This window comes from Frigoribacterium sp. CFBP 13605 (assembly GCF_014839405.1).
Lineage (GTDB): Bacteria > Actinomycetota > Actinomycetes > Actinomycetales > Microbacteriaceae > Frigoribacterium.
On the sequence record NZ_JACYNS010000002.1, the window covers coordinates 21,438 to 46,370 of the forward strand.

The 24,933-nt window shown below is 70.7% G+C and carries 22 protein-coding genes and 1 pseudogene; 4 read left to right on the forward strand and 19 right to left on the reverse strand.

All coding sequences use genetic code 11. The features are described 5' to 3' along the window. Positions 1–85: 85 nt before the first annotated feature. From ilvC to IFT36_RS01295, 13 genes are all read right to left on the reverse strand, one after another. Complete coding sequence (gene ilvC / locus IFT36_RS01235) at positions 86–1,111, reverse strand: ketol-acid reductoisomerase (RefSeq protein ID WP_056046250.1); 1,026 nt, start codon at positions 1,109–1,111, stop codon at positions 86–88. Positions 1,112–1,183: 72 nt separating this feature from the next. Further along, entirely contained in the window at positions 1,184–1,690 is a 507-nt protein-coding gene (gene ilvN / locus IFT36_RS01240; RefSeq protein ID WP_043593980.1) for an acetolactate synthase small subunit, read from the reverse strand. Further along, positions 1,687–3,579 (reverse strand): acetolactate synthase large subunit, encoded by a 1,893-nt coding sequence (locus tag IFT36_RS01245; RefSeq protein WP_082460282.1) that lies wholly within the window; start codon positions 3,577–3,579, stop codon positions 1,687–1,689. Before IFT36_RS01245 ends, ilvN begins: the two co-directional genes overlap by 4 nt. Before the next feature lie 104 nt (positions 3,580–3,683). Further along, positions 3,684–5,396, reverse strand: a complete 1,713-nt coding sequence (gene ilvD / locus IFT36_RS01250) for a dihydroxy-acid dehydratase (protein WP_056046252.1) — start codon at positions 5,394–5,396, stop codon at positions 3,684–3,686. Between the two features lie 53 nt (positions 5,397–5,449). Further along, entirely contained in the window at positions 5,450–6,010 is a 561-nt protein-coding gene (gene mnhG / locus IFT36_RS16850) for a monovalent cation/H(+) antiporter subunit G (protein WP_277958958.1), read from the reverse strand. Then, positions 6,007–6,270 (reverse strand): MrpF/PhaF family protein, encoded by a 264-nt coding sequence (locus IFT36_RS16290; protein WP_054145652.1) that lies wholly within the window; start codon positions 6,268–6,270, stop codon positions 6,007–6,009. Before IFT36_RS16290 ends, mnhG begins: the two co-directional genes overlap by 4 nt. Continuing rightward, positions 6,267–6,887 carry a Na+/H+ antiporter subunit E gene (locus IFT36_RS01265; protein WP_056046254.1) on the reverse strand — a complete coding sequence of 207 codons (621 nt, stop codon included), beginning with the start codon at positions 6,885–6,887 and terminating at the stop codon, positions 6,267–6,269. The genes IFT36_RS16290 and IFT36_RS01265 overlap by 4 nt, the downstream gene beginning before the upstream one ends. After that, positions 6,884–8,521, reverse strand: coding sequence for a Na+/H+ antiporter subunit D (locus IFT36_RS01270; RefSeq protein WP_082460283.1), 1,638 nt, complete (start codon positions 8,519–8,521; stop codon positions 6,884–6,886). Before IFT36_RS01270 ends, IFT36_RS01265 begins: the two co-directional genes overlap by 4 nt. After that, a complete protein-coding gene (locus tag IFT36_RS01275; protein ID WP_082460284.1) occupies positions 8,518–9,030 on the reverse strand; it encodes a Na(+)/H(+) antiporter subunit C in 513 nt (170 codons plus the stop codon). Before IFT36_RS01275 ends, IFT36_RS01270 begins: the two co-directional genes overlap by 4 nt. Continuing rightward, positions 9,027–12,029: a Na+/H+ antiporter subunit A gene (locus IFT36_RS01280; RefSeq protein ID WP_200412234.1), complete on the reverse strand. Its 3,003-nt coding sequence runs from the start codon at positions 12,027–12,029 to the stop codon at positions 9,027–9,029. The genes IFT36_RS01275 and IFT36_RS01280 overlap by 4 nt, the downstream gene beginning before the upstream one ends. Before the next feature lie 141 nt (positions 12,030–12,170). Continuing rightward, on the reverse strand, positions 12,171–12,950 hold the full coding sequence (gene otsB, locus IFT36_RS01285; RefSeq protein ID WP_200412235.1) for a trehalose-phosphatase: 780 nt from the start codon (positions 12,948–12,950) through the stop codon (positions 12,171–12,173). After that, the gene (otsA, locus tag IFT36_RS01290) at positions 12,947–14,446 is read right to left on the reverse strand and encodes an alpha,alpha-trehalose-phosphate synthase (UDP-forming) (protein ID WP_200412236.1); all 1,500 of its coding nucleotides are present in this window, start codon (positions 14,444–14,446) and stop codon (positions 12,947–12,949) included. Before otsA ends, otsB begins: the two co-directional genes overlap by 4 nt. Before the next feature lie 108 nt (positions 14,447–14,554). Further along, entirely contained in the window at positions 14,555–15,325 is a 771-nt protein-coding gene (locus IFT36_RS01295) for a fructosamine kinase family protein (RefSeq protein ID WP_200412237.1), read from the reverse strand. Between the two features lie 18 nt (positions 15,326–15,343). Between IFT36_RS01295 and IFT36_RS01300 the strand changes: the two genes are divergently transcribed. Further along, the gene (locus IFT36_RS01300) at positions 15,344–16,384 is read left to right on the forward strand and encodes a magnesium transporter CorA family protein (RefSeq protein ID WP_200412238.1); all 1,041 of its coding nucleotides are present in this window, start codon (positions 15,344–15,346) and stop codon (positions 16,382–16,384) included. A gap of 83 nt (positions 16,385–16,467) precedes the next feature. Then, positions 16,468–17,196, forward strand: a pseudogene (locus IFT36_RS01305) (sugar phosphate isomerase/epimerase family protein); the annotation flags it as partial. Positions 17,197–17,267: 71 nt separating this feature from the next. Here IFT36_RS01305 and IFT36_RS01310 read toward each other — a convergent pair. Beyond that, positions 17,268–18,422, reverse strand: a complete 1,155-nt coding sequence (locus IFT36_RS01310) for an SLC13 family permease (RefSeq protein ID WP_056046260.1) — start codon at positions 18,420–18,422, stop codon at positions 17,268–17,270. 122 nt (positions 18,423–18,544) lie between these two features. Here IFT36_RS01310 and IFT36_RS01315 point away from each other — a divergent pair, with 122 nt between their 5' ends. Beyond that, on the forward strand, positions 18,545–18,724 hold the full coding sequence (locus IFT36_RS01315; RefSeq protein WP_043593989.1) for a hypothetical protein: 180 nt from the start codon (positions 18,545–18,547) through the stop codon (positions 18,722–18,724). A gap of 69 nt (positions 18,725–18,793) precedes the next feature. Here the strand turns inward: IFT36_RS01315 and IFT36_RS01320 are convergent, their stop codons facing one another. Continuing rightward, positions 18,794–20,086, reverse strand: coding sequence for a mechanosensitive ion channel family protein (locus IFT36_RS01320; protein ID WP_082460288.1), 1,293 nt, complete (start codon positions 20,084–20,086; stop codon positions 18,794–18,796). Between the two features lie 61 nt (positions 20,087–20,147). Between IFT36_RS01320 and IFT36_RS01325 the strand changes: the two genes are divergently transcribed. Next, positions 20,148–20,963 carry an alpha/beta hydrolase gene (locus IFT36_RS01325; protein ID WP_307784993.1) on the forward strand — a complete coding sequence of 272 codons (816 nt, stop codon included), beginning with the start codon at positions 20,148–20,150 and terminating at the stop codon, positions 20,961–20,963. Between the two features lie 56 nt (positions 20,964–21,019). Here the strand turns inward: IFT36_RS01325 and IFT36_RS01330 are convergent, their stop codons facing one another. The 4 genes from IFT36_RS01330 to IFT36_RS01345 all read right to left on the reverse strand — a co-directional run bounded on the left by IFT36_RS01330 (position 21,020) and on the right by IFT36_RS01345 (position 24,724). Then, complete coding sequence (locus tag IFT36_RS01330) at positions 21,020–21,259, reverse strand: hypothetical protein (RefSeq protein ID WP_148053626.1); 240 nt, start codon at positions 21,257–21,259, stop codon at positions 21,020–21,022. Positions 21,260–21,509: 250 nt separating this feature from the next. Beyond that, on the reverse strand, positions 21,510–22,424 hold the full coding sequence (locus IFT36_RS01335) for a glycine betaine ABC transporter substrate-binding protein (RefSeq protein ID WP_200412240.1): 915 nt from the start codon (positions 22,422–22,424) through the stop codon (positions 21,510–21,512). 75 nt (positions 22,425–22,499) lie between these two features. Next, positions 22,500–23,456: an ABC transporter permease gene (locus IFT36_RS01340; protein ID WP_200412241.1), complete on the reverse strand. Its 957-nt coding sequence runs from the start codon at positions 23,454–23,456 to the stop codon at positions 22,500–22,502. Next, a complete protein-coding gene (locus IFT36_RS01345) occupies positions 23,453–24,724 on the reverse strand; it encodes a quaternary amine ABC transporter ATP-binding protein (protein WP_200412242.1) in 1,272 nt (423 codons plus the stop codon). Before IFT36_RS01345 ends, IFT36_RS01340 begins: the two co-directional genes overlap by 4 nt. Positions 24,725–24,933 lie beyond the last annotated feature (209 nt).

Below are 24,933 nucleotides of genomic sequence, written 5' to 3' on the forward strand. Positions count from 1 at the left end.
GACGTCACCGCGCCGGCGGACGGCGAGAGGGCCCCGCACCGGGTGGTGCGGGGCCCTCTCGGGTGGTTCCGGTGCTGCGTCGAGGTCAGCGCGCAGCGCTGCCGTCGACGTAGTCGGAGTCCTGCTGCTTCCAGGCGAACAGGGCACGCAGCTCTTGGCCGGTGGCCTCGATCGGGTGCTCCTCGCCCTTCTTGCGGAGCTCCGTGAACTCGGGCGCGCCGGCGTCCTGGTCCTCGATGAAGCGCTTCGCGAAGGCGCCCGACTGGATGTCGGCGAGCACGGCCTTCATGTTGTCCTTGACGTCGGGGGTGATGACGCGGGGGCCCGAGACGTAGTCGCCGTACTCGGCCGTGTCGGAGACGCTCCAGCGCTGTTTGGCCAGGCCGCCCTCCCAGATCAGGTCGACGATCAGCTTGAGCTCGTGCAGCACCTCGAAGTAGGCGATCTGCGGCTGGTAGCCGGCCTCGGTCAGGGTCTCGAAGCCGTACTGGATCAGCTGCGAGGTCCCGCCGCAGAGCACGGCCTGCTCGCCGAAGAGGTCGGTCTCGGTCTCTTCGGTGAAGGTGGTCTTGATGCCGCCGGCACGCAGGCCGCCGATGCCCTTGGAGTACGACCAGGCGAGATCCCACGCGGCGCCGGAGGCGTCCTTCTCGACGGCGACGATGACGGGCACGCCGCGGCCGGCCTCGAACTCGCGACGGACGGTGTGGCCGGGGCCCTTGGGGGCGACGAGGACCACGTCGACGCCCTCGGGCGCCTCGATGTAGCCGAACCGGATGTTGAAGCCGTGGCCGAAGACGAGCGCCTTGCCGTCGGCGAGGTTCGGCGCGATGTCGTCGGCGTACACGTGACGCTGCACCTGGTCGGGCGCGAGGATCACGATGACGTCGCCCCAGGCCGAGGCCTCGGCGGGCGTCTGCACCGTGAAGCCGGCCTCCTCGGCCTTGGCGCGGCTCTTCGAGCCCTCCTTGAGGCCGACGACGACCTCGACGCCCGAGTCGCGGAGGTTCAGCGCGTGGGCGTGGCCCTGCGAGCCGTAGCCGATGACGGCGACCTTCTTGCCCTGGATGATCGACAGGTCGGCGTCGTTGTCGTAGACGATTTCAGTCACGGTGTGGTTCTCCTTGGGTGGTGACGGTGGGGTGTCGGGGCGAGGAGGCGCGGTGCGCGACCCCTCGCGGGTTCAGTTCTTGAAGACGCGGTCGGTGATCGACTTCGCGCCGCGGCCGATGGCCAACAGGCCCGACTGCGAGATCTCCTTGATGCCGTAGGGCTCGAGCACGCGGAGCAGCGCCGTCGTCTTGCCGGTGTCGCCCGTGACCTCGATGACGAGGGCGTCGGTCGACACGTCGACCACGGAGGCGCGGAAGAGGGTGACGGCCTCGAGCACCTGCGAGCGGGTCGTGTTGTCGACGCGCACCTTGATCAGCAGGTGCTCGCGCTGCACGGACTGCGAGTAGTCCAGCTCGACGATCTTGATCACGTTGATGAGCTTGTTCAGCTGCTTGGTGACCTGCTCGAGCGGCAGTTCTTCGACGTCGACGACGACCGTGATGCGGCTCAGCCCCTCGACCTCGCTCTTGCCGACGGCGAGGCTCTCGATGTTGAAGCCGCGCCGGGCGAAGAGGCCGGCGACACGGGTCAGCAGACCCGGCTTGTCTTCGACGAGCAGGGACAGGACGTGGCTCATGCGTGTTCTCCGGTCATGTCGCCGTCGCGGGTGGTGTCGGAGGCGCTCGTGCCCGGCGCCTCGTCGTCCCACTCGGGAGCGAGGGCGCGGGCGTGCTGGATCTCGGAGTTCGAGACCCCCTGCGGCACCATCGGCCAGACCATCGCGTCGCGGCTGACGACGAAGTCGATGACGACCGGGCGGTCGTTGGTCGCGAGGGCGAGCTCGATGGCCGCGTCGACCTCGTCCTCGGTGCGGACCCGGATGCCCAGGGCGCCGTAGGCGTCGGCGAGCTTGACGAAGTCCGGCACCATGCGCGTCTCGTGACCCGTGTTGAGGTCGGTGAACGAGTGGCGCCCCTCGTAGAAGAGCGTCTGCCACTGCCGCACCATGCCGAGCGACGAGTTGTTGATGATCGCGACCTTGATCGGGATGTCGTTGATGACGCAGGTGGCCAACTCCTGGTTGGTCATCTGGAAGCAGCCGTCGCCGTCGATCGCCCACACCACGCGGTCGGGCTGGGCGACCTTGGCACCCATGGCGGCCGGGACCGAATAGCCCATCGTGCCCGCGCCTCCGGAGTTGAGCCAGGCGTGCGGGCGCTCGTACTCGATGAACTGGGCCGCCCACATCTGGTGCTGGCCGACGCCGGAGGCGTAGATCGCCTCGGGGCCGGAGAGCTGCCCGATGCGCTGGATGATCGCCTGGGGTGACAGCAGGCCGTCGTCGGGCTGGGTGTAGCCGAGCGGGAACTGTTCGCGAAGACCCTCGAGGTGCTCCCACCAGGCCGCGATGTCGGGCTTGACCCCACCGGTGACCTCGGCGAACGCGCTCGTGAGGTCGGGGATGACGACCTTGGCGTCACCCACGATGGGCACGTCGGCGATGCGGATCTTCGAGATCTCGGCGGGGTCGATGTCGACGTGGACGACCTTGGCACCGGGCGCGAAGAGCTCGGCCTTGCCGGTCACCCGGTCGTCGAAGCGCGCGCCGAGGGCGATGATGAGGTCGCTCTCCTGGAGTCCCAGCACGGCCGGCACCGTGCCGTGCATGCCGGGCATCCCGAGGTGTTGCGGGTGGGTGTCGGGGAACGCACCGCGGGCCATCAGGGTAGTGACGACGGGAGCCCCGGTGAGCTCGACGAGGGCCTTGAGCTCGGCCGACGCCCCGGCGCGGATCACGCCGCCGCCGACGTAGAAGACGGGTTGCTTGGCGTCGGCGATCATCTGGGCCGCGGCGGTGATCTGCTTGCCGTGCGCCCTCGTCACCGGTCGGTAGCCCGGCAGGTCGACGACGGGCGGCCAGATGAAGGGTGCGCTGTTCTGCTGCGCGTCCTTCGTGATGTCGACGAGCACCGGGCCGGGACGCCCCGTGCTCGCGATCTGGTACGCGGCGGCGAGCGTCGCCGGGATGTCCTCGGGCTTGGTCACCAGGAACGAGTGCTTCGTGATCGGCATCGTGATGCCGACGATGTCGGCCTCCTGGAAGGCGTCGGTGCCCATGAGGGTCGAGAAGACCTGCCCGGTGATGGCCAGCAGCGGCATGCTGTCCATGTAGGCGTCCGCGATGGCCGTGACGAGGTTCGTCGCGCCGGGGCCGGACGTCGCGATCGCGACGCCGACGCGACCGGACGCGGCGGCGTAGCCCTCGGCGGCGTGCCCGGCGCCCTGCTCGTGGCGGACCAGGATGTGTCGGATCGCCGTCGAGGCCATCAACTCGTCGTAGAACGGGATGATGGCTCCGCCGGGCAACCCGAAGACGTCGGTCACGCCCAGGTGCTCGAGCGACTTGAGGATGGCGCCCGACCCGGTCAGCACGGGAGGCGCGGTCGGCGCCCCGACGGACGCGCCGGCGCTCGGCCGGGCCGTCCGTGTCGCGGTGCCGGGCGTGGGGGTGGACTCTGCAGGCATCAGTGCCGGTTCCCTGTTCGTGGTCGGTGATCGATGGTGACGGTGCGGGACGCGGCCGTGCACGGGGTGCGACGTCGCGACGGATCGGCCGGCGGTGGGACGCGTCAGTAGGTGACGGCGCCCTCGGCCGCGGAGCGGACCTGGCGTGCGTACTTCGCGAGGACACCGCGGGTGTAGCGCGGGGGAAGCGGTGCCCAGCCGTCTCGGCGGGCTTCCAGCTCTGCGGCGTCGACGAGTAGGTCGATCGAGCGAGCGGCGATGTCGACCCGAATCAAGTCACCATCGCGCACGAAGGCGATCGGACCGGAGTCGACCGCTTCGGGTGCTATGTGGCCGATGCACAGGCCGGTTGTGCCGCCTGAGAATCGTCCGTCCGTCAACAGTAGTACATCTTTGCCGAGCCCTGCGCCCTTGATGGCCGCGGTGATGGCGAGCATCTCGCGCATGCCCGGGCCGCCCTTGGGGCCCTCGTAGCGGATGACGACCACGTCGCCCGACTCGATGCGCCCCTCGGTGAGGGCGTCCATGGCGCCACGTTCGCGTTCGAAGACCTTCGCCGGCCCCTCGAACACCGACGCGTCGAAGCCCGCCGTCTTGACGACGGCGCCCTCGGGGGCCATCGAGCCGCTGAGGACGGTGAGGCCGCCGGTCGCGTGGATCGGGTTGTCGAGCGTCCGCAGCACCTCGCCGTCGAGCGGCTTCGGCTTGATGGACTCGAGGTTCTCGGCGACGGTCTTGCCGGTGACGGTGAGGCAGTCGCCGTGCAGCAGACCCGCGTCGAGCAGCGCCTTCATGACGACGGGGACGCCACCCATGCGGTCGACGTCGTTCATGACGTACTTGCCGAAGGGCTTGAGGTCGCCGATGTGCGGCACCTTGTCGCCGATGCGGTTGAAGTCGTCGATGGTCAGGTCGACCTCGGCCTCGTACGCGATGGCGAGCAGGTGCAACACGACGTTGGTCGAGCCACCGAAGGCCATCGCCACGGCGATGGCGTTCTCGAACGCCTTCTTGGTGAGGATGTCACGCGTCGTGATGCCCTGACGGAGCATCTCGACGACGGCCTCGCCCGAACGGTGGGCGAAGTAGTCGCGGCGGCGGTCGGCCGACGGCGGGGCCGCCGAACCGGGGAGGCTCATGCCGAGGGCCTCGGCGACGCTGGCCATGGTGTTGGCCGTGTACATCCCGCCACAGGCACCCTCGCCCGGCACGATGGCGCACTCGATCGCCTTCAGGTCGTCGTCGCTCATGTTGCCGGCCTTGTAGGCGCCCACGGCCTCGAACGAGTCGATGATCGTGACGTTCTTCTCGGTGCCGTCGCTGAGCTTGACCCAACCGGGGGCGACGCTGCCGGCGTAGAGGAAGACGCTGGCGAGGTCGAGCCGGGCGGCGGCCATCAGCATGCCGGGCAGCGACTTGTCGCAACCGGCGAGCAACACCGACCCGTCGAGCCGCTCGGCGTTCATGACGACCTCGACGCTGTCGGCGATCACCTCGCGTGAGACCAGCGAGAAGTGCATGCCCTCGTGGCCCATCGAGATGCCGTCGGACACCGAGACGGTGCCGAACTGGAGCGGGTACCCTCCCCCGGCGTGGACGCCTTCCTTGGCACCCTGGGCCAGACGGTCGAGCGACAGGTTGCAGGGGGTGATCTCGTTCCAGCTGCTGGCGATGCCGATCTGGGGCTTGCTCCAGTCCTCGTCGCCCATGCCGACGGCACGGAGCATGCCTCGCGACGTGGTGGCCTCGACGCCGTCGGTGACGACGCGGCTGCGCGGTTTGATGTCGATCCCGTCCGGGGTGGGCTTCTCTGGCATGGGTCGAGTTTAGGGCGTGCCCGCGCTCGCGCCGTCCACCGTCGCCGACGGCCTCAGAGCTCGCCCGGCTCCCCCGCGGCGTCTCCGGTCGACCGCGTCCGCCGACCCTCGTGGTCGCGGGCGTCGTCGTCACCCTCGCTGTCGTCGAGCCCTGACGAGTCCCCGACCCGGTCCATCTCGACGGCCAACGCGTCGGCCGACCCGACGGGCAGGTCGGACACGTCGAGATCGGCGACGTCGCCCTCGGTCGTCTCGGCGATCTCGCCGGCTGCCCGGGCCACGGCGTCGTCGAGTTCGTCCACGACCAACCGATCGCGCAGGAGGTCGCCGTTGCGGTACCCCGCCCGACCGATCATGTGCGCCGAGATGGGTGCGGTGAGCATCTGGAAGACGAGGACGACGAGCAGGGACGCGATCGTCCCCACGGTGTGCTGGTCGAGCGCGATCGCCGCCAGGACCAGGATGAGGCCGAAGATCTGCGGCTTGGTCGCGGCGTGCATGCGCGACAGGGCGTCGGGGAACCTCAGGAGGCCGATGCCTGCCGCGACCGAGAGCAGCGCCCCGCCGATGAGCATGACCGAGGCCGCCACGTCGTAGACCGTCTCGGGGATCACGAGGGATCCTGCTTCGAGACGTAGCGCGCGACCGTGATGGAGCCGAGGACGGCCGTCAGCGCGAGGGCGAGGATGACCGGGATGGTCCGGGTGTGGCCGTTGAAGACCATGTCGGCGGCGAGGACGCAGATCAGGGTGGTCAGCAGCATGTCGGACGCGATCATGCGGTCGAGGATCGACGGCCCCCGCACGATGCGGATGACCGACGCGAGGCCGGCGAACGCGAAGAGCGCTCCGACGACGTAGGCGACGACGGTCACGAGGGACCTCCTTCGTGGGACGAGGAACGGCTTACCGCTTCGTGGACCTCGGCCGCGGCCGGGGTGCCCTCCGCGATGCGACGGCGGTCGTCGTCGCTGCCGAGCACCCGGACGAGGCGGGCCTCGACGACCAGGACGCCGTCGCGGACGCCCTCGACACCGGCGAGGTCCTCGACCGCGAGGGCGTGCAGGTAGAGGATCGACCGCTCGCGGTCGGCCTCGACCACGAGCGACCCGGGGACGAGCGAGATCGCCTCGGCGACGAGGGTCATGATGAAGTCCGACCTCGTGTGCAGCTGCACCGCGACGATCGCGTTCGAGGTCACGCCGCGAGGTCGGACGGCCTGCCAGGCGACGATGACGGAGGCGCGCACCAGGTCGACCACGAAGTGCGCCAGGAAGACCACGGCGTACCAGAGGTTGAACCGGCCGCTCAGTTCGACCGGGGGCAGGAAGAACACCCGGGTCACGAGCAGCGCCACGGCGACGCCGGTGACGAAGGCCAGGACGGTGAACTGGTTCCACAAGGCCATCCAGAGGACGACCAGTCCGACGAGCAGGGGGAGCTGCCGGGCGAGGCTGCGGCCGACCTCGCCGCGGGTGGGACGGCCGGTCACGGGGTGCTCCCCTCGTCTGCGGAGTCCGAGGCGGGTTCGGGCTCGGGCGACGACGGGTCGGACGTCGTCTCGCCCTGACCGCCCGGGAAGACCGTCTGCACGTAGTCGTTCGAGCCGTAGACCCGGCCGGCCGCACGTTCGGCGACGCCGTAGAGCGGGCCGGCAGCGAACGTCAGGGCGAGCGAGACGAGCACCATGCCCGCGGTCGCGCCCACCATGGTGCGGGGGTTGGTGCGACGTCGCTGGACGGCCACCCGACCCGGGGCCTCCTCGAGGTGCTCGGTGAAGGGTGACTCGTGGTCGTCGACATCGGCTTTCGGGCGCCAGAACGCGAGGTTCCAGGCACGCATGAGCGCGTAGAGCGTCAGCAGCGACGTGAGGGCCCCGGCTCCGATGAGGACGTACACGAGGGGATCGTCGAGCCGGGCACCGGCCTCGAAGAGCGCGACCTTGCCGATGAAACCGGAGAACGGCGGGATGCCGCCCAGGTTGAGGGCCGGGATGAAGAAGAGGACGGCGACGATCGGTGCCGCCTTGAGGAGACCGCCCAGGCGGGTGATCGACGCCGTGCCGCCTCGCCGTTCGATCAGGCCCGCCCCGAGGAAGAGCGTGGTCTGGACCGTGATGTGGTGCACGACGTAGTAGATCGTGGCGGCCAGGCCCTCGACGGTCCCGAGTGCGATGCCGAAGATCATGTAGCCGATGTGGCTGACCAGGGTGAACGAGAGCAGACGCTTGATGTCGGCCTGGGCCACGGCACCGAGGATGCCCACGATCATCGTCAGCAACGCGATGATCAGCAGGTAGACGTTGACGTTGCTCTCGACGAACAGCACCGTCTCGGTGCGGATGATGGCGTAGACGCCCACCTTGGTCAGCAGGCCGGCGAACACGGCGGTGACGGGGGCGGGAGCGGTCGGGTACGAGTCGGGCAGCCAGAACGACAGCGGGAAGATCGCCGCCTTGATGCCGAACGCCGTGAGCAGCATGACGTGGATGATCGTCTGCACGTCGGGCGGAATGGTGTCCATCTTCTGGGCGATGTCGGCGATGTTGACCGTGCCGAGCGCTCCGTAGATCATCGCGATGGAGGCGAGGAACAGGACGGACGACACCAGGCTGACGACGATGTAGACCACGCCGGCCCGGATGCGCTGCTCGGTGCCGCCGAGGGTGATCAGCACGTAGCTGGCCACCAGGAGGATCTCGAAGCCCACGTAGAGGTTGAAGAGGTCACCCGCGATGAAGGCGTTGAACACGCCCGTGGCGAGGATGAGGTAGGTCGGGTTGTAGATCGAGACCGGGGCCTCGCCGTCACCGTCGGCCTGGCCCTGCCCGACCGAGAACACGAACACCGCCAGCAGGACGATCGACGAGATGCTGAGCATGAGAGCGGCGAGACGGTCGACGACGAGCGTGATGCCGAACGGCGCCTGCCAACCACCCACCTGCACGGCGATCGCTCCGTGCGTGTCGACGACCACGAGCAGCACCAGGCTGATGACGACGACGAGCGCCAGGGCGACGATCGAGACCACGGCCTGCGAGCGGGGCCGCCGACCGGCGATCAGGGCCGCCGCGGCTCCGAGCAGCGGGATGAGGACGACGAGCGGCACGAGGTAGCTGGGGTTCATGCTCGGTGCCCCTTCTCGTCGTGGTGAGGCCGGTCGTCGCGCAGCGGCCGGTCGTCCGTCGGCACGGCCGCTTCGGCACGGCTGCCGAACTCGCTGTCGCCACCCGCCTCGTCGTCACCGTCGCCCTGTTCGGACTCTTCTTCGGCCGGGACGCCGCGACGCCCGATCTCGAGGTCTTCGGCGTCGTCCGCGAGGGTGTCGCCCTGGGCCAGCCGCCACGACCGGTAGATCAACGCGAGCATGAAGGCCGAGATGCCGAAGGTGATGACGATGGCCGTCAGCACGAACGCCTGCGGCAGCGGGTCGGCGAAGTCGGTCGGATCGGCCTGGCCGTCGACCACGGGGGCCGCGCCGCGTCGGCCGGACATGAGGAGGATGAGGATGTTGGTGGCGTTCCCGACGAGCAGGAAACCCAGCAGCACACGGGTCATGCTGCGCTCGAGCAGCAGGTAGACGCCGCAGGCGTACAGCGCGGCCATGACGACGATCAGGACGAGGGAGACGCTCATGCGCGGCCCCGCTCGGTCGGGGGCGTACCGGCGACGGACACGGGGAGCGCCTCCTCTTCGGGTTCGGACACCTCGCTCGGGTGGCCGAACGCGTCCTCTTCTTCTTGACGGTCGACCTCGGCTCCGAGGCTCCGGAGCACGTCGAGGACGAGCCCGACGACGACCAGGTAGACGCCGACGTCGAAGAAGGTCGACGTGACGAACTCGACGTGGCCGAGCAACGGCACCTCGGCCTCGACCCAGGTCGAGGTCAGGGCGTCGACGCCGAAGAAGAGCGGGACGAGTGCCGTCGCGGCGACCGTCAGCAGACCGGCACCGAGGAGCTTGCCGGCATCGAGGGGTGCGGCCGCACCGAGTTCGTACCGACCGCCCGCGAGGTACCGGGCCACGAAGGCGAAGCCCGCCACCAGACCGCCGGCGAAGCCGCCGCCGGGCAGGTTGTGACCGGCGAAGAGCAGGTAGATCGAGACGACGATGATGGCGTGGAAGATCAGGCGCACGACCACCTCGAGCAGGATCGACCGGTTCTGCGGGGCGAGTTTGCGCCCGGCCAGCAACCAGGCGCGGCGATCGCCCTCGGTGCTGTCGCCGATCTGCGCCGTCGCCCCACCGACGGGCACGACGGGTGCCGGCTCGCGCACGGGCCGGACCCGTGCCAGGAACCGCTGGGCACGCGTGCGCCGCTCGGGCCGGGGCAGGACGTCGGCGCGGGAGGTCAGGAAGACCAGGCTCGCGACACCGGTCGCGGCGACGATGAGGACGGCGATCTCGCCCATGGTGTCCCATCCGCGGATGTCGACGAGCGTCACGTTGACGACGTTGCGGCCGTGACCGCCGTCGACGGCGAGGTCGGGGAAGGCACCCGAGACCGTGGGGATCGAGCGTGCCCCCAGGGCGACCACGGCGATGGCGGCCATGACGGACCCGACCGAGATGCCGATGACGGCCCGGATCGCCCGGTGGGTGCGGCCGTTGCGCTCGCCCAGACGGGCCGGCAGCCGACGCAGCACGAGGACGAACGCGATGAGGGTGATGGTCTCGATCAGCGCCTGCGTCAGGGCCAGGTCGGGGGCCCCGTGCAGCGCGAAGAGCGCGGCCATGCCGTAGCCGGTCACCCCGACCAGGACGACGGCCTGGAATCTCTTGTTGGAGAGCGCCGACGCGATGGCACCGATGATCATCAACCCGCCGATGGCCAGCTGCGCCGGGTAGTCCCAGAGCACGGCGGTGGTCGGCCAGTCGCTGTTGAGCGCCAGCGTCACCACCGACGAGGCGATGAACACGACGAGGATGGTGGCGAGGTAGAAGGGCAACGAACCGCGCTGCGTCGTCGCGGTCGTCCGCGACGCCGTCCGGTCGATGGTCGCCATGATCCGCACGTACCCGTCGGAGGCGCGGGGCAGGAACGAGACGGCCTTCTGCACCTGCGACACCCGGTCGCGCTGCCAGAAGAGGAGGGCCCCGACCCCGAGCGAGACCGCCGTGAAGCCGAGCGCGGGCTCGAGACCGTGCCAGAGCGCCAGGTAGTAGGGGCCGTGCTCGCCCGGGGCCGCGGGGAGCGTGTCGGCATAACGAGCGAAGACCGGACCGACCTGGTACGAGACGAGGCCGAGCACCAGGCCGGCGACGGCGAGGACGATCGGCGACGCCAAGAAGTCGACGTGCTCACGGACGAAGTCGACCGGCTCGACGCCCTTCTTGCGACCGAAGGCCCCCCAGAGGAACCGCAGGCTGTAGGCGGTGGTCAGGATCGAGCCGACGACGACGCCGACCAGGGCGACGACGCCCCAGGCCGACCCGGTCACGGCGTCGTCGTAAAGGGCCGTGAGCACGGCCTCCTTCGCGACGAAGCCGAAGGTCGGCGGCACGCCGGCCATCGAGGCGAGGGCGAGGAGCGTCACCACGAGGAGGACGGGAGCCTGTCGACCGAGCCCGCAGAGCTTGCGCAGGTCTCGCGTGCCCGCCCGGTGGTCGATGACCCCCACCACGAGGAAGAGCGTCGACTTGAACAGGGCGTGGGCGACCAGCAGGGCGAGCCCGGCGAGGGCTGCGTCGCGGGTGCCGAACCCCACCACGATCGTCAGGAAGCCGAGTTGGCTCACCGTGCCGTAGGCCAGGACGAGCTTGAGGTCGTGCTGACGGAGCGCGCGGTACCCGCCGAGGACCATCGTGACCACCCCGACGGTGACGATGATCTCTTGCCAGCCGGGCTGGTCGTGGTAGCCGGGGGCGAGACGGGCGACGAGGTAGATGCCGGCCTTGACCATCGCGGCGGCGTGCAGGTAGGCACTGACCGGCGTCGGAGCCGCCATCGCGGCCGGGAGCCAGAAGTGGAACGGCACGAGTGCCGACTTCGACAGCGCCCCGACGAGTACGAGCACGACGGCGACCGTGACGACCGTCCCGGTGGGTGGCTGCTCGACGAGCTGGGACAACGAGCTCGTGCCGCCCTGGACGGCGAGGATCACGAGGCCGACGAGCATCGCGAGCCCGCCCGCGGTCGTCACGATGAGCGCCTGCAACGCGGCCCCGCGGCTGGCCTGCTTCGCCGTGTAGTGCCCGATCAACAGGTACGAGAAGACGCTCGTGGCCTCCCAGAAGACGAACAGGACGAACACGTCGTCGCTCGTGACGAGGCCGTACATCGCTCCGGCGAAGGCCACCAGCACGGCGGCGAAGCGTGCCCGACCGGCCTCGTCCCGCTCGAAGTAGCGCGCACAGTAGACGAGCACGAGGCCGCCGATGCCCGTGACGACGAGCGCGAGGACCCAGGCGAGGACGTCCATGCGGAGGGTGAGCGAGATGGCGAGCTGCGGAATCCACGGCACGGCCTCGGTGGGCACCTCGCCCGACAACACGGCGGGCCCCTGGAGGGCCGTGAAGGCGAAGGCGGCGAAGGGGACGACGGACGCCCAGAGGAAGAGCGAACGGCCGAGTCGTCCGCCGACGCAGGCCACGACGACGGCCGCCACGGCGAACGCTGTCAGGACTACGATCACGAGGACCTCCGTCGGCTGGCGACCTCGTCGGACCGGCTCGGCTGAGCGGCGGCGGGGAGTCGCGGCGGGGTGTCCAGACTACCTTGCAGTCGCCTGGGAATGCTCAGACCCGGACATCACACCCGTTCAAGGCATGCGCGCTCAGGCATGACCGAGATGCCCACGCAGGCCGGCCAGTTCGACGAGCAGGTCCGCCACGGCGGCGGGGTCGGCGACGCGATGCATCGCCCCCGTCTCGCCCGGGCCGACCTTGATCGACAGGTCACCCTCGCCGAGTGCCCGGAAGCCGTCCTCGTCGGTGACGTCGTCCCCGGCGTAGAGGACGCCCGTGGCCTGGACGGCCTCCCGGAGCCGGTCGATGCCGTCGTTCTTGCCGGTCGCCCGGACGGCGAACTCGAGGACGTTCTTGCCCACGCGCTCGTGCATGCCGCCGAGCGCCTCGACGGCCTCGCGGGCCGCCGTGTGGACGGCCTCGGTGGTCGCGGCGTCCGCGAGCCTCGTGTGCAGGGCGAGGCCTGCGGGTTTCTCTTCGACGAAGACGCCCTCACGCCCCTCGGCCACACCGTGGACGGCGTCGGACAAGCGCGCACGGCCGGCCTTCTCGTCGTCGCTCAACGAGGTCTCGTGACCGTCGACCCGGACCTCGATGCCGTGCGAGCCGACCAACAGCACCTCGTCGGGGGTCTGGCTGACCTCGATCAACGAGGCGAGGTCGCGCCCGGACACGAGGGCGACGGTGGTCTGGTCGAGTGCCGACAGGCGCATGATCGCGTCCAGGGCCGCGGGCAACGCCCGGGCCCGCAGGGGCGCGTCGACCTCGGGCGCCAGGGTGCCGTCGAAGTCGAGCGCGACGAGGAGGCGCGGGGTCGTCGCGAGACGACCGAGCGCATCGCTCAGGGCCAGGGGGTCGGAACCGGTCACGAGACGTCACCGTCCGTCGTCGCCGGGGCCGGGGCGGGCGTGATCTGCTGCCCGGGTCGTACGTTCTCGAGGGCCTGCAGGAAGGACGCCGACCACTTGGCCACGTCGTTCTCGAGGACGCGACGGCGCAGGGCCCGCATGCGGGTGGTGCGGTCGCGCTTGGGCATCTCGACGGCGCGCATGATGGTGTTCTTGAGGCCGCCGATGTCGTGCGGGTTGATCAGCAGGGCGCTCTTGAGCTCGTCGGCCGCGCCGGCGAACTCGCTGAGCACGAGCACGCCGTCGTTGTCGCGCCGCACCGCCACGTACTCTTTCGCGACCAGGTTCATGCCGTCGCGGAGGGCCGTGACCAGCATGATGTCGGCGGCGAGGTACAACGCCACCATCTCTTCGCGCGGGTAGCCGTGGTGGTGGTAGCTGATGGCCGTGTGGCTCATGGTGCCGTAGTCGCCGTTCACGCGGCCGACGGTGAGCTCGATCTCGTCGCGCAGCAGCTTGTAGGTCTCGACCCGCTCACGGCTCGGGCTCGCGACCTGCACGAGCGTGGCGTCCTCGACGCTGAGCCGACCGTCGGCGAGCAGCTCGCCGAACGCCTTCATGCGGTGCCGGATGCCCTTCGTGTAGTCGAGACGGTCGACGCCGAGCATGATCGTCTTGGGGTTGCCGAGGCCCTCGCGGATCTCGCGGGCCCTGGCCTGCACGTCGGGGCGCGCGGCGAGCTCTTCGTAGCTGGCGGCGTCGATCGAGATCGGGAAGTGCTTCGCCAGCACCCGGCGGACCTTGGTGCCCCGGCGCGAGACCGGCGCGGACTCGTCGTCGACCGGGACCTCGATGTAGGGGCGCGTCGTCGAGTACCCGAGCAGGTGGCGGACGGCGCGGGAGAAGTTCGACGCGTCGTCCGCCCGCTGGAAGCCGATGACGTCGGCACCGAGCAGGCCCTCGACGATCTGCTGCCGCCAGGGCAGCTGAGAGAAGATGCCGAGCGGCGGGAACGGGATGTGGTTGAAGAACCCGATGGTGACGTCGGGTCGGGCCTCGCGCAGCATCTTCGGCACGAGCTGCAGCTGGTAGTCCTGCACCCAGATGGTGCCGCCCTCTTCGGTGATCTCGGCCGCGCGGTCGGCGAATCGCTGGTTGACCTGCACGTAGGACTCCCACCAGACCCGGTGGTAGGTCGGAGCGGCGATGACGTCGTGGTAGAGCGGCCAGAGCGTGTCGTTGCTGAAGCCCTCGTAGTAGCGCTGCACCTCGTCGGCGCTGAGCGGCACGGGGACGATCTCGATGCCGTCGGACTCGAAGGGCTCGAACTCGAGGTCGGGTTGGCCCGCCCAGCCCACCCACGCCCCGTCGTTGGCCTTCATGACGGGTTCGAGGGCGGTGACGAGACCCCCGGGCGAGTGCTGCCACGACGCCGACCCGTCGTCGGCGATGACCCGGTCGACGGGGAGGCGGTTGGAGACGACGACGAAGCCGTAACGTTCGGGGGTGTCGGGCATGGGGTGGGTCGGCTCCTGTCGCATCGCCCGCACGAACGCGGGACGGCCAGATTATCAGCGGTGCCCCAGACGGCTCCTGGCGACCGGCGTACCCCACCCGGACGATCGTCAGACGAGGCGCAGGGTCGCCTCGGCGGCCCGCACGAGGGACGACCCGTAGCTCGGCCCGTGTCCGGCGGCGTGCACGGCCAACGGGTGGAGCTGGTGCAGCGGCACGCGACCCCGCCACCCCTCGCCCAGTGGCGAGCGCGCCTCGTAGCCCGCCAGCACGTCCTCGAGGTGCGGGCAGCCGAACAGGGCCAGCATCGCCAGGTCGGTCTCGGGATGACCGCCGTGGGCGGCCGGGTCGATGAGCACGACTCCCCCGGCGTCGAAGAGCGCGTTGCCGGCCCACAGGTCCCCGTGGAGGCGGGCCGGGGGCAGGTCGTCGTCGAACGCGCCCTCGGCGACGAGGCGGCAGGCTCGCTCGACGACCTCGAGGCCCGCCCGGTCGAGACCGCCCGCCCGGACGGCGACGCGGGCGTAGGGCAGGACCCGCTGCTCGGCGTAGAAGACCCCCCAGGTCGCCTTCGGTCGCACCGTCATCGGACGGCTGCCGATGAAGCACGGCCCCGCCCACCCCCGAGGAGGCGCACCGAACGCCTCCGCACCGCTCGCGTGGGTCACCGCGAGGGCCTCGCCGAAGGCCCGTGCGGCCTCCGCCGGGGGACGGACCTCGTGCACGGGATCGAGGTCGATGCGCCCCGGGGACGCGGCCTGGACGCCGACCGTGCGCGCGCCTCCTCGGGGCGTGGCCTCGGCGAGCCAGGCGAGACCGGCCGCCTCGGCCTCGAAGAAGCCGGCGGGGGCGTCGGCACGCTGCTTCGTGTAAGAGGTCACGGGAATAGCATGCGCCCCATGACCGACACCCGTCCCCCGCGCACCGAGGGGCCCCGCGGCCCCGCCGACGACGGCGCCCGTCCCGACACGACCATCGTCACGCGCGCCTACCGAGGGGGCGAGCTGATCGCCCACGACTTCCCGCTGCACGAGGTGAGCGACCACCTGGAGACGGACGGCTGCCACGTGTGGATCGACCTCACCGACCCGACCGCCGGCGACCTCGCCTCGCTCGAGGACGAACTCGGACTGCACGAGCTCGCCGTCGAGGACGCACTGCAGGACGGACAGCGGCCCAAGGTCGACCGCTACGACAACCATCTGTTCACGGCTCTCTACGACGTGCGGTTCGACCGGGCCAGCGGCGTGCTCGACACGAGCGAGGTGAAGGCGTTCATCACGGAGCGCGCCCTCGTGACGATCCACCATCCGGAGTTCGACGTCACCCGGCTGCAGGCGACCTTCGACCAGAACCGCGACCTGGCGTCGCACGGCGTCTCGTACTTCCTCTGGGGTCTGCTCGACTGCGTCGTGGACCGGCACTTCGACGCCACGGATGCGCTGGACGACGAGATCGAGGGCATCGCCGACGACCTCTTCGACCCCGCGCCCCGGACCATCGACGTGCAGAAGCGCTCGTTCGCCCTGCGGAAGAGCCTCGTCCAGCTGCGGCGGGTCGCGTCGCCGATGCGCGAGGTGCTGAACACGCTGCTGCGCCGCGACCTGAAGGAGGTCGACTCCGCCATGCACCCGTACTTCCAGGACGTCTACGACCACGTGCTGCGCGTGGCCGAGCAGAACGACTCCCTGCGCGACCTCGTCTCGACCATCCTCGACACGAACCTCAACCTGCAGTCCAACCGCATGAACCTCATCATGAAGAAGGTGACGAGCTGGGCGGCCATCATCGCGGTGCCCACGGCGATCACCGGGTTCTACGGGCAGAACGTGCCGTATCCGGGGTTCCAGTCCGCCGCCGGCTTCGTCACCTCGTGCGTGCTGATCGTGGCGATCGGCGGCCTGCTCTGGTGGCAGTTCAAGCGCCGCGACTGGCTGTAGCCCGCCGTTCCCGCACTGTTCACCGCGAGGTCGACGCCGCCGAGACGCCCCGGTCGTAGCCTGGCCGCGTGATCACGGTCGGAATGAGCACGTCCTGCGTCTTCCCGCTGTCGACCGACGAGGCCTTCCGGCTCGCGCGGCTCACCGGCTTCGACGGGGTCGAGGTGATGGTGACGGCCGACCGGGCGACCCGACGCCCCGAGCTGATCCGCGCGGCGACCGCCCGGTGGGGCCTGCCCGTGCTCTCGGTGCACGCCCCCGTCCTGCCCGTCGCGCACTTCGCCTTCGGTCGTGACCAGGTCGACAAGCTGCGGCGCTCGGCCGGACTGGCCCGCGAGCTGGGCGCCACGACCGTCGTCGTCCATCCGCCGTTCGTCTGGCAGCGGTCCTACGCGGCGCGCTTCGTCGACGCCGTCCGCGAGATCGCGACCGAGACGGGCGTCACCCTCGCCGTCGAGAACATGTTCCCCGTGAGGTTCGGGCCGGCCGGGTTCGACCCCTACCGCCCGGGACACGACCCCTCGTCCCTCGACGTGGAGGCGGCCACCCTCGACTTCTCGCACGCCGCCGTCGCCGGGCGCGACGCGCTCGACCTCGCCCTGGCGCTCGGGCCGAGGTTGCGCCACGTCCACCTGACCGACGGCGTCGTCTCGTCCCGCCCCGGCGGGCTGCACGACCAGCACCGGGTGCCGGGTCTCGGCACGCAGCCGGTCGCCGAGGTGCTCACCCACCTGGCCCGGTCGGGGTGGGCCGGCACCGTCGCCGCCGAGGTGCACACCGACGGGGACGAGGAGGCGCGGCTCGGCCAGCTCCGGCGGACGCTCGCCTTCGCGCGCCGTCACCTCGCGACCGCACCCGCGTCGGGCCCGAGCGCCCGGGACCCTCAGACGAACAGCACCGTCGCGACGACCGCGAGCGGCACGGCGACCGCCGCCACCCCGAGGCCGGCGAGCACGAACCGCCCCCAGGCGACCTCGACGCCCATCGACGACAAGCGCGAGTGCCAGAGCAGCGTGGCGAGCGAGGCCCACGGCGTCACGAGGCAGCCGATGTTGACCCCGACGAGCACGGCGACGAGCCGCAGCGGCGACCCGGCCACCGGCTCGAGGGCGAGGTAGGCCGGGAGGTTGTTGGCCACGTTCGCGGCCACCGCGCTGCCGCCCGCCAGTCGCAGCAGGTCGGGCAATTGGTCGCCGGTGCCCACGACGGCTCCGAGCAGGTCCGCCAGGCCGAGCGAGTGAGCGGCCTCGACGACGAGGAACAGCCCGCCGGCGAAGAGCAGCGTGCCCCACGGCACCAGCCCGAGTCGGAGGACGCCGCGGCGGCGGACGGCCGTGGTGACGACGAGCACGAGCGCCGCGACGGCGGCGGGGATCCAGACCTCGACGCCCGAGACCAGGGCCGGCACGAGCAGCCCCGTCGCGACCGCGGCGACGCCGAAGAGCACGCGGTCGGCCACGGGCTCGGACGCCGGCGCCTCGAACCGGCCGACCAGCTGACGGCGGTAGCGCAGTCCGATGGCCACGACGGGGACGACGACGCCCACCACGGCGGCCGGTGCGACCAAGGCGGCGAATTGCACCGGGGCCGGTGATCCGAGCTCGTGCAGCGCGAGCAGGTTGGTGAGGTTCGAGACCGGCAACAGCATCGAGGCGCAGTTCGCGAGCCACACCGTCGTCAGCGCGAACGGCATCGGCGGCAGGCCGGCATGCCGGGCCACGATCACGACCACCGGCGTGAGCAGCACCGCCGTCGTGTCGAGCGAGAGGAACACCGTGCAGAGCACCGCGAGCGCCACGACCAGGAGCCACAGCACGAGCACCCGCCCTCCGGCCAGCCGGGCCGAGGCGGACGCCAGCCACGAGAAGAGTCCGGCCTCCGCCGCGAGCTCCGCGACGATCGTCAGGCCGACGACGAAGCCGAGCACGGGCGCGACCCGTTCGACGAGCGCGAGCAGTTCGTCACCGGTCAGGACGCCGGTGAACACGGCCACGAGGCCGAGCAACACGAACACGCCTCCGAGCAGGGCAGTGCGCACGGCATTCTCCTTCGACCGCAGGACGCACCGGCACGGGACGCCGGGCAGCTCAACCTACCCCCACCCGGACTCGTGCCACGTCACGCGGTACCGTGGTCGAAACGACCCCTGGGAGCCCCACCGTGCGCAAATTCCTCTTCAACGGCGCGATCATCAGCGCGATCTTCTCCGGCATCAGCCTCCTCAAGAGCCTGAGCGCCGGCCCTCGTGACTGGCGACTCGCCCTCATGGCGATCAGCTGGGCGGCGTCGACCGCGATCGCCGTGGGCAACGTCATCGAGGCCGCGAACGACGACGACTGACGTCTGCCGAGACACCGAGGAGGCGCGTCTTGCTCTGGCGGGGCGCGCCTCCTTGTCCGTGTGGTCGCGTCAGCGACGCCCGTCGACGCCGGGCGTCGGCCCGGCCGGATCGCCGTCGGGACGGCCGGTCGGCAGGCCACCGGGTCGTCCCGCGACGTGCGGGTCGTGTTCCGCCTCGGCGCCGAGCGAGGCCTGGTACTCGGCGACGTCGTGGATCGGGATGGCCGCCGTGAAGAGCGCCGTGCGTTCGGAGTCGGCGTTGTCGCCGCTGAACAGGGCGGAGGCCTCCGACGTCGACCGGTGGGCCCGTCCCTTCGGCGCCGGTTCGGCCTCGACCATCTGCACCCGCGTCCGCGGGATCGACTGCGGGCTCTTCGCGTGCAGCCAGGCGATCAGGTCCTCGCGGACGAGGCAGCGCAGGTCGAACAGGGTCGGTGCGTCCTTGGCCGTGACGAGCACCCTCACCCGCACGTAGCCGGCCTGGGCGTCGGTGACCTGGAGCACCTTGGTGCGTCCGTCCCAGAGGTCCGTCCCCGCGAGGATCACGTCGAGCTCCTTCCGCATGGCCCCCGGGTCGACCCGCCAGTCCAGGTCGAACTCGACCGCTCCGAGCAGTTCGCTGTTGCGCCGCGTCCAGTTCTCGAAGGGCGTGGTCGTGAAGTAGGTCGACGGCAGCACGAGACGCCGGTCGTCCCAGACGTGGACGACGACGTACGACAGGGTGATCTCCTCGATCAGGCCCCACTGCCCCTCGACCACGACGACGTCGTCGATGCGGATGGCGTCGCTGAAGGCCAGTTGGATGCCCGCGAAGACGTTCGCCAGGGTCGACTGCGCCGCGAGGCCCGCGACGACCGAGACCAGCCCCGCACTCGCGAGGACGCTCGCACCGACCGCCTCGACCCCCGGGAACCCGAGCAGCACGGTGCCCGCGGCCAGGATCACGATCAGGGCCACGGTCAGCCGTCGGAGGATGAGCACCTGGGTGCGGACCCGACGCGCCACCCGGTTGTCGGGGGTGTCGACCCGGTAGCGCGACAGGCCGAGGTCCTCGAAGAAGATCGCGAGGGCACCCACGAACCAGGCGACGACGACGATGACGGCGCAGCGGAAGGCCTGTGACACCCACCCCTCCCCCGGGTAGTCGGCGGGGAGCAGGGCGTCGAACGACGTGGTCAGCGCGACGACGAGCAGCACGACGAGCAGCGTGGCGCGGAAGGGGCGGCGCATGCGCGTCACGAAGGCCTGCGCCCACTCCTTGCGCTTGGCGACCACGCCGACGACCAGGCCGACGACGGCCGAGATGACGAAGGTGAGGACGACGGCGGCGACGAGCGAGATGACGAGTTGTATCCAGGGCATCCCCCGAGCCTGTCGCATGACGCACGGCTCCGTCCCGGCTGGCCCCTGGGACGATGGAACGGTGAGACGATCCACAGCTTCCCGTCACGAGTCCGCCCCGCCCTCTCCTCCCCGGCGTCACGCCTCCCGGCGACGACGCGTGCTCAAGGGCGTGGCCCTCGGACTGTTCGCCGTGGTCGTGCTCGCCGCCACGGGGTTCTTCGTCTGGGCCAAGACGCCGATGTCGGCGACGGCGTCCTCGCTCGCCTCGGTGTCCGCCGACGAACGGGTCGAGGTGACGAGCAGACCCGACACGGTCGTGATGCGACCGACCGAGACGGCCGCCACCGGCCAGGGTCTCGTGTTCGTCGCCGGTGCCCGGGTCGACCCGCAGGCCTACGAACAGACCTTCGCGGGGCTCGTCGCCACCGGCGTCACCGTCGTCGTCGAACGACCCACGCTCGGGTTCGGCATCCTCGACCCCCGCCCGCTGTCGACCTTCACCGACCTCGCCCCCGAGGTCGACGCGTGGGCGGTCGGCGGTCACTCGCTCGGCGGGGTGCGTGCCTGTCAGTACGCCGCCGACGACAGGTCGGTGGACGCCCTGGTGCTCATCGGCTCGTACTGCGCGACGACCGACCTCTCGGACGACGACGAGTTGGCCGTCCTCAGCCTCGGCGGGTCCGAGGACGGCCTCAGCACCCCGGCGAAGATCGCGACCTACCGCGACATGCTGCCGGGCAGCGCGTCGATGGTCGAGATCGACGGGTCGAACCACGCACAGTTCGGCAGCTACGGCGCGCAGTCCGGAGACGGTTCGGCCACGATCTCGGACGAGGAGGCGCGCGAGCGCATCACGCGCCAGCTCACGTCGTTCTTCGCGGGCGTCGGCGTCTAGGCCCCCGAGGGCCTCTTACCGGCGGCGACGCACGGACGGGCGGGCCAGGCGACGGTTCAGATCGAGCGCTTGCGCTGCCGCAGGGCCTCGAGGGCGAGCCCCTCGGAGGGGTACCGCCCGACGACCTCGCCCCAGCGGGGGTCGGCGCCGCGGAGCGCGACGAAGGCGCCCTGCTCGGCCCGGACGTGGCCGAGCACGCGGTCCGGGGTCGACACCTGGACGAGGTCGGACGAGACGGTGCGCGTGATGACGCGGGCCATTCTCCTCAGGACGTCGGTCGGTGCGGTGGTGCTCACGGGTGGTGCCTCTCGTGGTGCTCGTGCGGGTGGTGCGACGACGTCTCGGTGACGTCCGTCGACGACGCTACCCGCGCCTCCCGGGGTGTGACCTCGGGGTTCGCTGTGCGTCGGGTGTCGTCCGGCTGTGGTTTCACCCGGCTCCGTCACCCACCCACCGGGCCCCGCCCCGGCACCCCGCCGGGCGCCCGGTACGACGACGCCCCGGGCGAGCGGGGCTCGGCCGGGGCGACGTCCTAGGCGGATCGGATCAGCTGGTGAGGCCGTCGACGTAGTCCTGGTTCTTGGAGATCCACTTCTCGACGACGGGGGCGTAGTCGTCGCCGTCGACCTCGTCGCCGTTGAACATGGCGTTCTCGAGCGAGGACAGGGTCTCGGTGTCCATCTCGAAGCCCTGCAGCCACTCGGTCAACTGCGGGAAGTCCGCCGTGAAGCTCTTGCCGCCGAACGAGTGGATGCCCTCGGCGTCGCCCAGGGTGCCCTCGGGGTCGGCGAGGTCCTTGATGGGGAACGCGTCGTAGGCCCAGTGCGGGCTCCACAGCGTCACCGCGATGTTCTCGCCCGCGTCGGTCGCGCTCTTGAGCTCGGTCAGCATGGCGGCGGTCGACGAGGTCTGCAACTGCAGGTCGCTCAGGCCGTAGGTGGGGATGGTCTCGTCCTGGACGGCGGCCGTGAGGCCTGCACCCGGCTCGATGCCGACGATCTTGCCGCCGAACAGGTCCGCGTTGGCCGCCAGCTCGTCGAGCGAGTCGATCGGGGCGTCCTCGTTCACGGCGACCGCGAGCTTGGCGCCGTCGTTCCAGGCGCCGAGATCGGTCAGGTCGTCGCCGTACTGCTCGATGTACGAGGCGTGGGTGGTCGGCAGCCAGGTGTCGAGCACGACGTCGTAGTCGTCGGTGGTGAGCCCGCTGTAGACGGGGGCCACGTCGGCCGGCTGGAGGTTGACCGTGTAGCCCTCGTCCTCGAGGACGGTCTTCCACAGCCACGAGGCCGCGATGCCCTCGTCCCAGCCGTTGAACACGGCGAGGTCGACGACGGCCTGGTCGCCGTTGTCGAGGGTCTCGCCCTCGGCCGACGAGCCGCTGCCGGGAGGCGAGCAGGCGGCCAGTCCGAGGACGGCGGTGGTGCCGAGGGCGATCGATGCGGCGATGGTGCGCTTCTTCATGTGTTCCTTTCGGGTGGTGCAGGAGGCGCGGGTCGGGTGGGTACGTGCTGCTCCCGTCCCGCAGGTGGTCGGGGTCTAGGCCGAGGCCGTCGCGGGTTCGCGGCGGTCGGCCGGGGGAAGGGGCTGCTCGGCCTCGGCGCGGTCGGGGGCCGGGGTCGGCGGGACGGACCGGCGGTTCTGCGCCCGGGCCAGCCGTCGGGCGTGACGGTCGGACCCGAGGGCCGCCGTCATGCGGTCGAGGACGATCGCCAGGATGACGACCGAGATGCCGGCCTCGGCACCCAGCCCGACGTCGATGCGGTTGAGGCTCGCGACGATGTCGCCGCCCAGTCCCCCCGCGCCGACCATGCCGGCGATGACGACCATCGAGAGCGAGAGCATGATCACCTGGTTGACGCCGGCCATGATGCTGGGCTTCGCGAGGGGCAGCTGGATCTGACGCAGGATGCGCCACGGTGACGAGCCGAACGCCTGGCCGGCCTCGACCACCTCCTTGTCGACGCCGCGGATGCCGAGCTCGGTCAGGCGGACGCCGGGGGCCATGGCGAAGACGATGGTGGCGACGATGCCGGGCACGACGCCGACGCGGAACAGCAGCAGGGCGGGGATGAGGTAGACGAACGCGGGCGTCGTCTGCATGAAGTCCAGCACGGGCCGGATGATCTGCGACGCGACGCCCGACTTCGCCGCGAGCACGCCCAGAGGGATGCTCAGCGCGATGGCGAGCGTGCTGGCGACGAGCACGAGGGCGAGGCTCGACATCGCGTTGTCCCACTGGTTGACCGTTCCGATGAACAGCAGGCCGACGGCCGTGCCGAGCGAGAACTTCCAGCCCTTCGCGACGAAGGCGAGGGCGGCGATCACGATCACGACCGCCCAGAAGGGAGGTGCGCCGAGGAAGTACGCGACCCACTCGTAGAAGAACGTGAAGACCAGGCGGACGACGTCGAAGAAGCCGCCCAGGTGGGTGGTGATCCAGTCGACGACGTCCGAGACCCAGGAGCCGAAGGGGATGCGGAGGTACTCGTTCATCGGGTGGCTCCTTCGAGGGTGGCGTCGAGCTCGACGTCCGAGATGCGGGTGACGGGCTCGAGCACGGGGATGGGCGAGGTGGTCGTGTCGACGTTGCCGAGCGCCGCGAGCAGGGTCACGCGGGGGATGACGCCGAGCAGGCGGTCGGCGTCGTCCACGACGGCGATCGGCAGCGGACTCTCGACCGCCAACTCGAAGAGGTCGACCAGCGCGGCCTCGGGCCCGACCTTCGAGAACTCCGCGTTGACGATGGCGGCGAGGTCGGTGTCGTTCGCCTTGACCTGGCGCATGACGTGCCGGTCGCGCACCCAGCCGAGGAGCTTGCGGTCACGGCCGGTGACGAACAGGGCGGCGGTCTGGAGGTCGCGCAGGGAACGCAGGGCGCCCCGGGGGCCGACCGTGAGCGGGACGACCGCCCGGGCGGGCTCCATGACGCTGGCCGCCGTGAGGACCCGCGCCCGGTCGACGTCCTGCACGAACTGGGCGACGTAGTCGTTGGCGGGGTCGGTGAGGATGTCCTCGGGCGTCCCGATCTGCACGATGCGGCCGTCGCGCATGACGGCGATGCGGTCCCCGAGGAACATCGCCTCGTTCAGGTCGTGGGTGATGAAGACGATCGTCTTGCCGAGCTTCGCCTGCAGCTCGACGAGCTGCTCCTGCATCTCGCGGCGGATCAGCGGGTCGAGGGCCGAGAACGCCTCGTCCATCAGCAGGATGTCGGTCTCGGCGGCGAGGGCGCGGGCGAGGCCGACGCGCTGCTGCATGCCGCCCGAGAGCTGGCTCGGCAGCTCGTCCTCCCAACCCGCGAGGCCGACGATCTCGGTGACCTCCCGGGCCTTCGCCAGACGAGCCGCCTTCGCGACCCCCTGCACCTCGAGGCCGTAGGCGACGTTGTCGATGACGGTGCGGTGCGGCAGCAACGCGAAGTGCTGGAACACCATCGACACGTTCTGCCGACGCACCTCGCGGAGCCGCTTGGCCGGGACGTCCGAGATCGCGGAGCCCGCGACCTCGACCGAGCCGGACGTGGGCTCGAGCAGGCCGTTCAGCATGCGGATGAGGGTCGACTTGCCCGAGCCGGAGAGCCCCATCACGACGAAGATCTCGCCGGGCCGGACGTCGAACGAGGCGTCGATGACGGCAGCGGTGCCGAGGCCCGCGGCCTCGGAGCGGGAGGCGCCGGCCTCGAGTCGGGCGACGGCGTCCTTGGGTCGGCGGCCGAACACCTTGTACAGGTTCCGGGCACGCACGGCAGGCGTAGTGGTCACAGGTGTCTCCAGGCGCGCCGAGGGGGCACCGGCCGCTCGGGCCGGTTCGCCGTCGGCGGCGATCGGGTCGGGCGAACGGGTCGACGACGCGTGCGGACCGTGTCGGCTCAAGCCCACCGTGGAACCACGGGGCGAACCTGTCCTCCGCCGGGTCGGTCATGGGACCGGACCCTCGCGCCACCAGACCGTACGACGACCGGAACCCGAAC

Bases quoted from the DNA above. Each gene is read 5' to 3' on its own strand.
- IFT36_RS01320 (WP_082460288.1), bottom strand. From the start codon at position 20,086: ATGCCCTGGATACAACTCGTCATCTCGCTCGTCGCCGCCGTCGTCCTC.
- IFT36_RS01275 (WP_082460284.1), bottom strand. From the start codon at position 9,030: ATGAGCGTCTCCCTCGTCCTGATCGTCGTCATGGCCGCGCTGTACGCC.
- IFT36_RS01270 (WP_082460283.1), bottom strand. From the start codon at position 8,521: ATGAACCCCAGCTACCTCGTGCCGCTCGTCGTCCTCATCCCGCTGCTC.
- ilvN (WP_043593980.1), bottom strand. From the start codon at position 1,690: ATGAGCCACGTCCTGTCCCTGCTCGTCGAAGACAAGCCGGGTCTGCTG.
- IFT36_RS01335 (WP_200412240.1), bottom strand. From the start codon at position 22,424: ATGAAGAAGCGCACCATCGCCGCATCGATCGCCCTCGGCACCACCGCC.
- otsA (WP_200412236.1), bottom strand. From the start codon at position 14,446: ATGCCCGACACCCCCGAACGTTACGGCTTCGTCGTCGTCTCCAACCGC.
- ilvD (WP_056046252.1), bottom strand. From the start codon at position 5,396: ATGCCAGAGAAGCCCACCCCGGACGGGATCGACATCAAACCGCGCAGC.
- IFT36_RS01245 (WP_082460282.1), bottom strand. From the start codon at position 3,579: ATGCCTGCAGAGTCCACCCCCACGCCCGGCACCGCGACACGGACGGCC.
- IFT36_RS01300 (WP_200412238.1), top strand. From the start codon at position 15,344: ATGACCGACACCCGTCCCCCGCGCACCGAGGGGCCCCGCGGCCCCGCC.
- IFT36_RS01340 (WP_200412241.1), bottom strand. From the start codon at position 23,456: ATGAACGAGTACCTCCGCATCCCCTTCGGCTCCTGGGTCTCGGACGTC.